The organism is Nocardioides daphniae (assembly GCF_004777465.1).
In the GTDB taxonomy this organism is placed as follows: Bacteria; Actinomycetota; Actinomycetes; order Propionibacteriales; family Nocardioidaceae; genus Nocardioides; species Nocardioides daphniae.
This window is the reverse complement of the sequence record NZ_CP038462.1, coordinates 2,016,193-2,028,673: the sequence shown is the minus strand read 5'-3', so window position 1 is coordinate 2,028,673 and position 12,481 is coordinate 2,016,193. Positions and strand designations below refer to the sequence as shown.

The window sequence follows — 12,481 nt, the reverse complement described above, 5'->3', positions numbered from 1 at the left end:
CCCCTGGCTACTCGAGCGGCCGGTCGAGCAGGGACAACCGCAGCAGGTGGCACTGGGGGTAGGCCGGGGCGCAGACAATGAACACCGTGAACGCCACCTCGTGGTCGGAGGCGACGTGCTCGCCTTCCCAGACGCCCTCGCGATGACGGACACCGCGCACGGTGAGCGCGGTCGTACCGGGCAGCAGTTCGTCGCCGGCCTGCGCCAGGGCCTCTGACCACTTTGACGGTGTGGTGATCGAGTCGATCGCGAGCCACTGCCGGGTTTCGTACTGCGCCAGTTGCGTCCACGCCTGCGGGGTGGGGAGGTAGTTGTCGAGGTCCGAGACGAGGCCGGGGGCGGACTCCCCGGTCGGGTCCGCCACCTCCACGAGCTGAGCGAGGTGGTCGGCGCGGGTGATCACCGTGGTGGTGTCGAAGCCGAACAGGGCCAACGCGACCTCCCGGACGAAAGCCTGGGGGTCATCCGTGCGGCTCAAGGAGCGAAGTTGCTGGGGCGTACGCGCGGCCGGCGCCTCGACAAGGAGCGGGATCGTCTGGTCGGAGCGGGGAGGGGACGGCGACCCCGAAGGCCCGGACGCGCCGCGCCACACGGCGTACGCGATCAACGTCGTTGCGGCCGCGGAGATGGCCAGGGCGATGGCCAGCAGTCGGCGGGTGGGGGAGCGAAGGGGAGAGAGAGTGGGCATCGTGGCTTCCCAGATGTGAGGGGACATCGGACAGGTGCGTACGCGTGCCCCCGGTGCTCATGCGGAGACGCGGGCAGCGCGCAGAGTCCGGACCTCGTCGGCGAACGTGATGGTCTCGGCGAGGACGCGTTCGAACATCTGCCAGTTCTCGGCGGAGAGCTGGGCAGCGATCTCGCGCGGGTCGTAGAACCGCGACCAGCCGTCGAGATCGCTCCAGGTCAACACGAAGGCCCGCAGAGACCGCCTCGACGTCCCAGGGCCACGGGCGATCCTGGCGCGCTTTTGGCTGTGAGGAACGAACGTGTCGGCCGCCTTGTTGTCGAGCTGATCCTTCTCCGTTGGAGTGGAAGGCCCGGGCCGGGCGTTGCCGACGGCGAGGAGGTCGTGGGCCGCCAGCAGCCGCTGGTAGGCCGGGTTCACGGCCGCCCCGTCGTCGATGGCTTCGAGCTCGGCCTCGGCGAGGCGTCGCAACGTTTCCGGCAAGGACCGGTCGGCGGCGACCCGCTCGATCTTGGAGATCTGCTCCAGCAACGAGTACGAAGCCTTCCCCGTGACCTCCAGTGCGGCTTGGTGGCGACTGGTGAGGTGTCCGCGCGGTGCTGCCGATTCGGCAGCACCGGGGACCCCGCCTGCGTCGCCGGGCTCCGCGCCGTCGGTGACCGTGGTGTTGGCGCCGAAACGCGAAGCCTCCTGGCGGCGTGCCGCGTCCTCGCTCATCAGTCGCCGCAGCTCCGTGAAGAGGGCGGCCTGTTCCCGGGGGGTGAGTTCCTTGCGTTCGGTGTTCTCGTCCTGCTGGGCCAGCAGCCGCGACAGGTCGTCGGAGATCCCCGAGCGCACCCACACCTTTACGGTGCGCCACCCCAACTGCTTGATCGCCGCCAATCGACGGGCTCCGCAGACCAGGACTCCATCAGGCGTGATGGTGATCGGCTGCAGCAGGCCGAGGTTCTTGATCGACGCCATCAAGGACTCGACCCCTTCGTCGGGGTGGTGGCGGTGGCGGGCCCCGACGCGGATGGAGTTGACGCTGCGCTCCAGCTCGATGTGACCGTCGTGTTCAGACATGGACGTCTCCCCTCCACATCCGTCGGGGGTGCCTGATGCTCGCGATCTCGGCCGCGAGCGCCGGGTCATGGATCAGGTCCTCGGGAAAGTCGCCCACCACGAGACGCAGGAGCATGCCGCGACCCGCGGTGGTGTGCTGCCGGTCGGGGTGTGGGTTGCCCAGCACCACCCGCAGGATCACCAGCCACGCGCGGTGGTCAACATCCATCAGCGCTTCCACGCTGCGGTCGCGACGCAGGGCCTCGAAGGCCGTACGCCGGCTGCCGGCGCGCATCAGCCGCGTACAGATGTACTCAATCGCGGATCGCGCGACGTCCTCAGGCCAGTCGAACGCCACGAACACCGCGACCGCGTCATCGACCGCGTCCCACGCGTTCGTGGGCTCATCCTCGTCGTCCGTGGAGCCGAGGCCGTCGACGGAACCGCTGCCGCGGGCCCTGTCGATGGCATCGAAGTCGATCGCGTCCTGCGGTGCCGGGATCGCGAAGGCCGGGTGGTAGTCGAGGATGTCCTCTGCGGTCGCAGAACCGGTCGGCGTCGTGACGCTCCACTCCAGTCTCGCGTCGGGCCTGGTGGTTCGAGCACAGCAACCCATCAGCGCGCCGGTCGTAGATCAAGGTGAGCTCGACGGCGTGGGTGATGACAGCCCACGGGTCATCCGCGACACGCACAGCTCGCGCGTGCATGGCCTCGAAGGCAGCGACCGCGGCCTCCACTGGTTCGTAGCCGTACTTGCGGGCCAAGGCGGCGTACTTGTCCATGACGTATTGCATCAACTCCGACGCCTCAGGGTCCTGAGCCCAACCGGTGGAGCAGTAGCGCAGCCGCACCAACATCAACCGCAACCCTTCCGCGGTGGTGAAGTCCACCGGGGTGTCCACGACGGCGTTCACAGTGACACCCCGTGGTTTGGCCGTTGTCCGCGTGATGAAGGTGAGGGGACGTCGGGGGTATCTGCGGGCGTCCGCGTCGCTCGCCGCACCGCTTGGGCTGCGGTCAGTGGGGCTCGCCGCGCTCGTCGGGCCAGGTCGGCCTGCAGGTCGATCCCACGTCCGGCCACTCTCGACCCCGCCAGGGTGGCCAGCTCGGTGGGACGCACCCACGCCACCCCAGAGCTGGGTTGGAATGACGTGTGGTCGGGCCGGGGGAGCACACGGTGGTCGTGGTGCCGGTAGCTGTGGAGAGTGTTCACAACGCCACCACCTCAGACAGCCGCGACGTCCTCGTGGCAGAGGTGGGTCGGGGTGAGGTGCTGCGGTAGGCCGATCGGATCGTGGCGAGGATCTCGCGGTCCTCCAGACCAATGGTGCGTCCGGCGGGGCCCAAGGCGTCGGCGGTCGCGTCGAACGCGTGACCGTCCTCGACCATACGGCAGGCAGCCCAGAACAATCCGCGGTTGCGTTCGCCCTGCTGCAGCCGCTCGACCTGCGCCGCCAGACGGTCCGGCCGCGTCAGGAGTTGCGCCGCTGCAGGGGACGGGAGATCCGCCCGAGGTGGCTCGAGGAACGCCCTCAGTGCTGCAGCGTCCACCGGCGAGATCGGATGCTGGGAGACAGCGAGCAGCCGGTACCTCCCCGCCTCGTCGGCGCCGGCCGTCGTCCGGGAGGGCGGGACCACCACGTAGCCGCCGTCGCCGCGGAAGTCGATGTGCCGTGAGGGTGCCTGCCAGGAGCGTTGCTCGGTCAGCGATGTGGCGGCAGCGTCGGCGGAGGTGTCCCGCAGGTAGGAGGCGTGCACGCCACCGGATGGGGTGCGCACGAGCCAGGCCCATCCCTCGGCCAGGCCCTCCCCGCGGGCCCGTTCAAATGAGTCGAACCCATTGCCGCCTGCGTGGACGTCGATGTCGACCACGTCGACCCCCGACGCGATCCCTGTCGGCATGCCGATGTTCGCGTCCGGCCACCGACTCCACCACTCGTGCACCGTGGCGAGGTCGGCGCTCGCATCGTGGAACCCGTGCCTGGTCAGCGGCTGCTTGCCGCCAGCCACGCACGGGAAGACGGGGATGTCGCGCGACGCGAGCATCGTGGACGCGGTGACGAGGTCAGGTGCCTCGGACAACTGGACTGGCAGCATCGGATCCCACCGCGAGATCGCGGGCCGCCGCTGTGCTGTGTGCTCCATGCCCCGAGCGTGCGCCTCGGGGGGCACCAAAATTCGCCCGTGGCCGCCTGACGGGTCTCGGGTCACTCGCCCACGGGCGCGTAGAGGTCACCACGGGCGAGCCGACACCAGCGGTGGCGAGTCGCAGCCGGGCCCAGGGTATTGAGACGGCTGTCGCGCGCCGGCAGTGATGGAGGCCCACATTCCACGGCAGATGAAGTCGTGGGCGAACCCGACGAGGTACCGACGAGCTTCGGGAGCGAGCGATCGGGAGAGCGACCGCCGAGCTGGAGCGTTAGGTTAGGGAACTGCGTTGCGCCATGTCGGGGCCTCGATCGAGGACCGCTACAACCGCCGACGAAGGCACTCCTCGGGTGGCCAGATCAGTCCCGTGGCCGTCGAGATGCAGCACTCCAACCAGACTGCGACCGTTCAAGAATCCGCATAACCCGAGGTCCACCAAACGAGGTCATGGCCACATCTGTGTCGGTGACGTCTGATACGTATACGTCTTAGCAGGGAGACCGAGGGTGTCTCTGGAGGACACGGAGAACGCCATGCGACGCATCGAAGAAGACATTGCAGTTCTCCAGACCATCGAAGCGGTGACCGGCGCATCACGGGAGAGGACGGCTACCGTGGTCGCTGCACTGCGCGACGCCATCGACGGCTTGTTTCTTGACGGGTACACGATCTTCGCTCCGCCGTTCAGCCTGACTTACGCAAGCGACCCCGTCGCTCCCGTCTTTGCCGCGCGCATCGACGACGCGTCAGATGCCGACATCGAGGCGTGGAACCTAGGCGATATGGAAGCCACAGCGCAGTGGCTCGGCATCCCGCTCCCGGTCTACCTGCGCCACCCTGTTGCCAGCGACCTACGGGTGCTCATCGACCTTCTCGACGCGCTCGGCATAGACGACGCTGACGGCCCAGAAGGAATGGAGGCCGTTGCGATCGCCGAGGCATGGTTCGACACCTTCGCGCAGGAACGCCGCTACCGACTGAGCAGTGTCGGGCTGGAACGCGATCTTGAGGCTTGGGTTGTCCACCACACCGAGTGCCTCCTTGCCATCGGGTACGACGTGCAGCTGAAGCGGCAACAGTTCGTCCTGCCTGACCGGCGACGACCCGACCTGGTATTCGACCTGGTCGAGAGCGACGGGTCGCCAGGCACGCTGATCGTCGAGTTGAAAGCGACTGGCGGCTATCTGGAGGCCGTAGACCAACTCGTGGGATACCTGGACGCTTTCCGGTCTCTAGGTCTCGCAAACGGTGTTCTCCGCGGCCTGCTGGTCGCTGATGGCTTCCCTCACGATGTCCTGCAGTACGCCGACGAGCGAGGCATCGACACGGCCACCCTGGCAGAGCTCGGCTATCGGAAACACCTCGCCGGTCTGCCTGTAACCACACCTCATCCGTCCCCTTTGGAACGGCCCACGACAACCGACAGGACCGACATAATGACCGAAGGAACCAAGGCGGACGTGCCCGCCTACTACCTTGCGTGGGGTCCGAGCCCCTACGACCACAGGGCTTACGAGAGCGACGCCCCAACACCCGAGCCGTTCCTCCGACTAACCGCTCGGAGTCTGTCCGACGCTGTCATCGAGGTCGAGCCCGTAGGGCTCCCCGGTTGGGAGCATGAAGACGCACTCAAACACCTGTCTGAAGGTCCGCTCACTCCGAGAGAACTCGGCCTCCGCTTCGGAGGTTCCTGCTATCTGTTGCCAGCGAATGCAGCAGCGGAGCGACAGAATGCGGCACGAGACACGACTCGATCTTCGCAAAGGCGCGTCGCGTCTAGGCGCTCTGCGCCCGAGGGCGAATCCGTTTCCAAGGTCCCGGTTGAAGACATGTCGGCCACCGAAGTCGCGAGCATCCATACCATCCTGTTCAGTGACCAACCGGCACTGGCAAACGACCCCACACATGCCACTCCTGCCGTGTGGATCATCGGAGAGACTGGCCTCCCCCCTTCGCAGATCTCTTTCGTTGGGAGGTCGCCGGTCGCGCTGGCGCTTACCGCGTGGGCCGAACACGAGGCTCGTCGGGGCCAGACAGTTGGACAGATCATCGAGACCTTCAGGGGGATTCATACCGAAGTTGTCGAGGGTCGGATACCCCCGGCGCCTTCCGGCCCATCGCTTGTCAGCGATCTCATCGGGGCGGACCAAGACCTGATTCCCCTGTCGGAAGAGACCACCGCGCTCAACGTTCAAACGATGGAGGCGGCGACTGCATTCATGCGCGCGGCTGGGATGCTTAGGAAGCACCTCACCTACCTACCTCCCCGAGAACTCGCCAACTGGCTCAGGCGGACTCCTGAAGAACTACAAGGCGACGACGAACTCCCCGACCACATCCACGCAGCTGCCGATGCGCTCGAAGGACTGTCAACTGTGCTCGTGGGGGTCGACGTGCCGAGCAACTATGACGGTCACGCCAGGGAGTTCCTTCAAGACGCAGCACGCATCTTCACGAGTGTGGCGAGGCGGCTGGGTCACATCGCTCCTCGCTAATCACGGGGGGAGGTCTCATCCGCGTTGTACTGCTCCGTGGGTGATCGGATCGGCTGCCTGTCCCGAGGCGCCACCGCCCAGACTGGCTAGCCTTGACCCCTGACTGCTTCGGTGCGCTCTGACAAGTCCACCGGAGCGAGGTAGTCGTCGCTCCGGTCGAAGACGTGTTCCCTAAGAATCCGCCCCGCTAGAGTTTCGTGGCCGTCGGTCTCTGCGACCTTGGCCAGATCCAGTCGACAGATCTCGTCGTACGGTGCGGCCAGACAACCTATCTCGGCCGCACGACGAGCTCCTGCGATATCTCCACGTGAGAGTGCGTCAGTGACGACCACGTGCGAAACGTCGACCACCGCGAGGGTGGCGGTCTCGTGGAGGCGCTCGTCGTCGAGCAACCAGGTCCACCCTGCCCTGCGCAGGGCAGTGAAGGGCTCGCCAGTGACCAGGTCGAGGGCGGTGACGAGATCGGTCATGCCTCGCAGCCGCGGGCTTGGCCTCGGGCGCGGAGTCGTCGGAACAGGTCGAAGTCGACGAGTACGTCGTGGAGTTGGTAACCACTCGTGCCCCGGTCTGTGTGAGCCGGCGCTGTGGTGGCCTTCGGCAAGTGGTCTTCGCCGGTGCGAGCGCTGGTGCCCAGCCAGCGGCGGAGGTGACCCACGTCTGTGCGCGCTCGCGAGGCGCTAACGCCGAAGGCCTCACAAATCTGGCGGGAAGACACCCCGCTGGGATGGAGGGCGAGAAAGGCGATGAGCTCGGTGTAGTAGGCCCTGCGCTCCTGCACGGAGTGGGGCGCCTCGGCCGGTGCCGCGAACGTGACGGGGCCGAGCAGGTGGAGTTTGGGCAATGGGCTGTGTGGATCGAGCCACGCGGCGAGGTCCTCGTCGAGTTGTGGGTCAGTCTCCAGCACCTTGCGGCGGGTTTCCTCGGGGACTCGCGGGGCCAGCTGTTCGATGTCGGCCGCAGTGGTGGCCGCGACGGCTTCGTATCGTTGCGCTTCTTCGGGGAGCAATGAGGTGGGACCGGCCTCACCGGGTGGTCGTGGGTCGGTCACGTCCTCGATGAGTGCGCCGGCCTGGTCGGCCAGAGCACCCAGCGGCGCTGAGGGTTCGGCCCGGGGCACCGGGGTAGGTGTGATGTCTCGGGTGAGGTTGACCAAGGAGGCGCACGCTGCGGCCTCGTCCGCTGTGAGTCCGGCTGCGGCTAGATCCAGGTTGAGCGAGGGCACCCGGAGACGGCCGTCGCCGGTCAGGTCGAGGATCACGTCGGTGGCTTCGCCCGCCCCGACCTGGACTACGGCGAGCCCCGAACGTGAGTTCTGACCGAGGACGAGGTCAGTCAGGTCGCGGATTCGCGGGTCACGCTCTTCCGGCGCGAGGAGCAGTACGTAGGGCTCGGGGTCGCCTGTTCCTGTCGCCTGAGCCTCGGTCAGGTCGGCGAGCAAGTCGCCTAGAAAGTCGGGGTCGTCGCCGTGATGACGCAGTCGGAGTTCGTCGAGATCAGCCAGTTCGCGGGCAAGCCCGAGGACCTCGACGCTGACAAGGGTGGACCACGGACTCAGCGCGAGTTCTGCGGCGAGATGTCGTGCGAGCGCAGTCGCCCGTTCGCAGTCACCCACCAGCGCCACCGAAGCCGCCTGTTCGAGGTTCAGGAGCCAGAGGTGGCCGTCGTCGGACTGGCCCACGCTGGCTAACAGGGGATAGGGGGGAATCACGTCTTCGTCGGGTGGCGATGGGATCAGTGGCGCCGACCACCTGACGGTGTCGCCGGACCACGGGGCGGGCAGTTCGCACGGGTCGGCGAGATGCAGCGTGACGGTGTCTGAGGCGAGTTCGATGGCCGCGACCGGTGGCGCCTCGGCGGTGCAGGCGGCCAGGTGGCGCAGGAGCCGGTCGAGCTGGTCGATGACGTCTGCGGTGGCGGCGCCGGAGACGGTGATGGTCTTCTCCACGCGCCGCAGGTGCTCAGGCGGGGGAGCGATGGTGAAGCCAGGTCGCCGGTGCCTCAACTGCGTACGCCGGTGCGCGCGCACCGCCGCGAAGGCCCCGCCCGCGAGTAGGGCGCCAGCGCCCACCAGCCCGGGCAGGAGCCAGCTCTGGTCGGAGCCGTCCTTGTCGACCACGGGCGACTTGCTCTCCACCGGTGGTTCGACCACTGGCGAGTTGTCCTCGACGGGTGGCTTCACCACGGGCGACTTGCTCTCCACCGGTGGTTCGACCACGGGCGAATGCCCGTTCTGGCTTGGGACGGTGAGCTCCCAACCCGGATGGATCAGGCTCGGGTCACTCAACTGCTCACCGTCGGGCTGCACGGTGTGGGTGGATGCCTCGAAGATCTCGACGAAACGGGCACCGTCGCCGAGCTCGGCTTCTGCGACCTCCCACAACGTGTCGCCCGGCTCGACAACGTACGTGTCGTCGGTGTCTACGGCTCCAGGATCGTCGTCGACGCTGCGAGGAAGGCGGAGCACCAACCCGGGGTCGATGAAGTCTGGTTCCCCGTGCAGGACGTCCTTGTTCAAGTAGACGATCTCGCGGTACCGCAGGCCATCGCCCAAGTGCTCTTCGGCGATCTTCCAGAGGCTGTCGCCGCGCCGGACCGTGTAGGCGACAGTGTCCTGCGCCGGCACCGGCTCAGCGGCCGTGGGCAACGCCGAATCTGCGTCCGCCGCCGTCGCGACGTCGCCGGCGGGGAGCGTGGCCGCGGGGGTGCCCACGTCGGGGGTCGCGTGGACCGGTGTGGCGGCGAAGCTTGGCGCAATGGCCGGCCCCACGGTGAACAGCAGGGCCGCGGCTGCGACGAGCTGACCGACGTACTCCTGGGGGACACCCAGCCCCGGCAACCTGAGGGTAGGGGCGCCGCGCAGCGTGGCGATGATCTCGACCGCGAAGAGCCAGGCCATGACTGCCCACGCGATCCACGCCGCGCACGCGACGACGAGCAGCGCGAGTCGGCCGTCGTCGGGGTTCGTCAACAGGGTGGTGATCTCGCTCCAGCCCTGGCGCCACGGTGCGGCGTCGAGGGCGACCAGAAGCGCTGGGGTGCCGGCCGCGAGCAGGAGGATCACCAAGGTGGCAGCGAGTCCGGTGAGGCGGTGTGAGGTCCTGGTCACTGTTCGGTCCCTCCGATGCTGCGGACGATGCGGGCGGAAGCGTCGGCCGTGACGGTCAGGGTGCCGATGCCCATGAGTCCCAGGAACTTGGGGGCGTAGGTGTCGGTGACCGCCACCCGGACGGTGTCGCCGCCGACGATGGTGACGGTTCCGGTGACGTCTGCAGCCGCGAGGTACTGCTGCGCTGCGGTACGCGCGGGGGCGGTGTCGATGCGTACGTGCTGGCCCGCGATGGCCGGTGCGGGCTGCACCTGTTGACCTCCGGTGCGGGCGGCTTCGGCGGCGACGTTCAGTGCGCGTTGCTTGGCGTGGACCTGGCCGCCGAGGTCGACGGCGAGACCGACGAGCACGATCATCACGAAGCTGGCGGTGGCCATCCAGAGGGAGATGGACCCGTCCTCGTCGCGCTTGCGTTGAGTCATCCGCGTTCCCTCCACGTGTCGATCGGGCTGGCGGTGGTGGCTGCGATGAGGCGCGACCCGGGAACCCCCGGTACGGACAGGTCGGCGAGATCGAGCCGGCAGCGCACGGTGACGGAGACGCGTGCGGTCTCCCCGACGGCGCGGGCGAACTGGGTGGTGTCCACCGTGACGTCGACGTCGAGGCATTGGATGTCTTGGTTGGCGAGGCTGGTGGCGGCGGCCGAGGTGGCGCTGGCGCGGGCGGCGGCACTGGTGCGTTCCAGGGACGCGGCGCGGGCGGCGTCCGCGGATGCGGTCTCTACCGCCTGGTGCGTGGTGGCGGTGCGACCGCCGAAGACGATGAGGCCGACGAAGAGCACGAAGGCGGGCACGCCGACCGCTGCTTCGATGGCGGCGGACCCTCGTTCGTCCCGCGGCCTGGTCATGGCGTGGTCAACCTCTCCACGGGTGCCGATGCGCTCTGGCGCACCACGGGCGCCCAGCCGGGGATCACGCTCAACGAGCGGCCGCGTACGACCACGGTGACCGTGGTGGTGTTGCGCTCGGCGCGGTTGGTGGCATGGGTGAGTACCTCGTCGCCCCCGGCGTCCTCGACGAACGCCGCCGCGGCGGCGACGCCCGCGGCTTCGGTGCCGTGCTCGGCAGCCGCGGTGCGGGCGCCTTCCTGGGCAGCGGCGATGGCGACGGTGCGTGCGTGGTGGAACAGTGCCGCCTGCATCCCCAGGAACATCACGGCGAAGAGTGCGGGCAGCAGGATCACGAGCTCGATCGAGACCGAGCCGCGTTCGGTGCGCCGCCGCGGACGGTCAGCCGATGTTGCCGGCTTGGGTCTCGACATAGGTCATCACCGCCGCGACGACCACGCCCACGATGGCGATCACGGCCACCGCCCACAGGACGTGCTCGATGGTCACCGAACCCTGGTCGCTGCGTTGCCGCGTACGAGCCCGAATGGTGAGGTGAAGGGCAACCAGTGCCCCGATCAGTCGTTCCATGACGTGTCCTTCCGGTTCGTCTCTCATCAGGTGTTCGTGAACATCCGCAGCAGCGACGGCGCGACCAGCAGCGCCATGAAGACCACGCCCAGCAGAGAGCCGGGATCGACATGCGCTCACCGATCGCGTTGGCCTCGGCGATCTCGTCGTTGAGCATTGCGGTGCGCAGCGCTGCTGAACGAGCCCGCAGGTTGGTGTAGATCGAGGCGCCTTCTTCGCCGGACAGGCGCATGATGTCGGCGAAGTCGTCGAGCTCGGGCAACCCCAGCTCGTCGGCGAGGGTGTGCAGCGCGTCCCACGGCGGCAGACCCGACCAGCGGGACCGGGTGAGTTCCTCCGACAGGCGCGTGAAGACCCACGAGTCACCCACCTCGGCGGCGGCTTCCATCGCCTGACGGGTGCCCGAACCGCTGTTGCGCTCCAGGGCGACCAGGTCGATGTAGGCGCCCAACGCGCGGGCGAACTCGAGGCGGGCCCGGCGTGCGTCGTCGATGGCGTTGTAGTTCGGGATGAAGAACATCACCACCGCCAGTCCCAGCGAGGCTGCGGCCGGGATCGTGAGGGGGAAACCGAGCCCGATGATCGCGAAGAACCACGCCAGCAGCGGTGGGATGAGCAGCCCGAGGGAGGCGAACATCAGTTTGTCGCCGTAGAGCCGGGCCAGCGGGACCCGCAACAGGGCGAGCTCGCGGGTCGGGGTCCGCACCCACATCCCGGCCGGCAGGGTCTTCATGGCCCACACCCCGAGCCGCTCCTTGCCTCCGACCGCGTTGCCGGCGGGGGCGGCGCCCGCGCGTGCCCGTGTGGGGGTCAGGCGTCCGAGCGCGTCGGCAAGGTCCGGCTCCGCAGGCGTCAACCGCGCCACCAGCAGCACCAGACCGAGGGACAGCAGCGCCCCCGCGGCCATCGCGATCTGCAGTCCGGTGGTCACGACGTGCTCCGGGCGTCGAGGAACCGGGGCAGCTCCCGGCCGATGGCCATCCGCTTCATCCAGACCAGCGTCGCCACGTACGCGGACAGTAGGGACACGAGGACGACCTGGCCGAGCGGGCTGCGGTAGGGCTCCACGTAGGTGCCCGACAGGGCCAGCACTACGAGCACGGCGGCACTGATCAGCGTGACCCAGCGAGCGGTGGCCCGAGGCTTGGCGCGGTCGGCCTCCACCTGTCGTCGGGCGCGGACGTCGGCTGCGACCGACTCGGCCAACCCCTCCAGCACTGCCGCCAGCCCTGCGCCACGGCGTCGCGCCGCGAGGATCAGGTTGGCGGCAATCAGGTCCCCGGTGGAGTCGTCGAGTTCTTCGGCGAACGCACGCAGCGCGTCCTCGGTGACCCATCGAGCCCGCAACCGCGCCACTAGCCGCGTGACCTCGGGGTTGATGGCGCTCGGGGTCGAGCGCAAGGTGGCAACCAGGGCCTGCTCAAGGCCGACCCCGACCGTCAGCACCCCGGACAACGACCGGGTCCACTCCTCCAGTGCTTCGAGCCGCGCGATCCGTGCGGGCGCTGAACCCGCGGAGAGCAACCGGGGAGACCCACGACGGTGACCGGCACCGCCACCACCGCCAGCCACCACCCGGTCAC

General features: G+C 68.3%; 12 protein-coding genes. 1 reads left to right on the top strand and 11 read right to left on the bottom strand.

The genetic code is table 11. The features are described 5' to 3' along the window. Window positions 1–7 precede the first annotated feature (7 nt). The 4 genes from E2C04_RS09930 to E2C04_RS09915 form a co-directional block, all read right to left on the bottom strand. Complete coding sequence (locus E2C04_RS09930; protein ID WP_135832468.1) at window positions 8–688, bottom strand: cell wall protein; 681 nt, start codon at window positions 686–688, stop codon at window positions 8–10. Window positions 689–745: 57 nt separating this feature from the next. Beyond that, complete coding sequence (locus E2C04_RS09925) at window positions 746–1,753, bottom strand: ParB/RepB/Spo0J family partition protein (protein WP_135832467.1); 1,008 nt, start codon at window positions 1,751–1,753, stop codon at window positions 746–748. Then, window positions 1,746–2,348, bottom strand: a complete 603-nt coding sequence (locus E2C04_RS09920; RefSeq protein ID WP_135832466.1) for a hypothetical protein — start codon at window positions 2,346–2,348, stop codon at window positions 1,746–1,748. Before E2C04_RS09920 ends, E2C04_RS09925 begins: the two co-directional genes overlap by 8 nt. A 593-nt stretch (window positions 2,349–2,941) precedes the next feature. Then, a complete protein-coding gene (locus tag E2C04_RS09915) occupies window positions 2,942–3,877 on the bottom strand; it encodes a bifunctional DNA primase/polymerase (RefSeq protein ID WP_135832465.1) in 936 nt (311 codons plus the stop codon). Between the two features lie 509 nt (window positions 3,878–4,386). Between E2C04_RS09915 and E2C04_RS09910 the strand changes: the two genes are divergently transcribed. After that, entirely contained in the window at window positions 4,387–6,375 is a 1,989-nt protein-coding gene (locus E2C04_RS09910; RefSeq protein ID WP_135832464.1) for an endonuclease NucS domain-containing protein, read from the top strand. 86 nt (window positions 6,376–6,461) lie between these two features. On the opposite strand, the gene E2C04_RS09905 is transcribed toward E2C04_RS09910, so the two are convergent. The 7 genes from E2C04_RS09905 to E2C04_RS19785 are packed head-to-tail and all read right to left on the bottom strand — an operon-like array spanning window position 6,462 to window position 12,344. After that, window positions 6,462–6,845, bottom strand: a complete 384-nt coding sequence (locus E2C04_RS09905; RefSeq protein ID WP_135832463.1) for a hypothetical protein — start codon at window positions 6,843–6,845, stop codon at window positions 6,462–6,464. Further along, a complete protein-coding gene (locus E2C04_RS09900; protein ID WP_135832462.1) occupies window positions 6,842–9,439 on the bottom strand; it encodes a LysM peptidoglycan-binding domain-containing protein in 2,598 nt (865 codons plus the stop codon). Before E2C04_RS09900 ends, E2C04_RS09905 begins: the two co-directional genes overlap by 4 nt. Before the next feature lie 38 nt (window positions 9,440–9,477). Further along, window positions 9,478–9,903 (bottom strand): TadE/TadG family type IV pilus assembly protein, encoded by a 426-nt coding sequence (locus tag E2C04_RS09895; RefSeq protein ID WP_170213503.1) that lies wholly within the window; start codon window positions 9,901–9,903, stop codon window positions 9,478–9,480. After that, a complete protein-coding gene (locus E2C04_RS09890) occupies window positions 9,900–10,328 on the bottom strand; it encodes a TadE/TadG family type IV pilus assembly protein (RefSeq protein WP_135832461.1) in 429 nt (142 codons plus the stop codon). The genes E2C04_RS09895 and E2C04_RS09890 overlap by 4 nt, the downstream gene beginning before the upstream one ends. Then, on the bottom strand, window positions 10,325–10,663 hold the full coding sequence (locus E2C04_RS09885; RefSeq protein WP_238694230.1) for a TadE family protein: 339 nt from the start codon (window positions 10,661–10,663) through the stop codon (window positions 10,325–10,327). Before E2C04_RS09885 ends, E2C04_RS09890 begins: the two co-directional genes overlap by 4 nt. Continuing rightward, a complete protein-coding gene (locus E2C04_RS09875) occupies window positions 10,660–11,829 on the bottom strand; it encodes a hypothetical protein (RefSeq protein ID WP_238694229.1) in 1,170 nt (389 codons plus the stop codon). Before E2C04_RS09875 ends, E2C04_RS09885 begins: the two co-directional genes overlap by 4 nt. Beyond that, window positions 11,826–12,344, bottom strand: a complete 519-nt coding sequence (locus E2C04_RS19785; protein WP_238694510.1) for a type II secretion system F family protein — start codon at window positions 12,342–12,344, stop codon at window positions 11,826–11,828. The genes E2C04_RS09875 and E2C04_RS19785 overlap by 4 nt, the downstream gene beginning before the upstream one ends. Window positions 12,345–12,481: the final 137 nt, after the last annotated feature.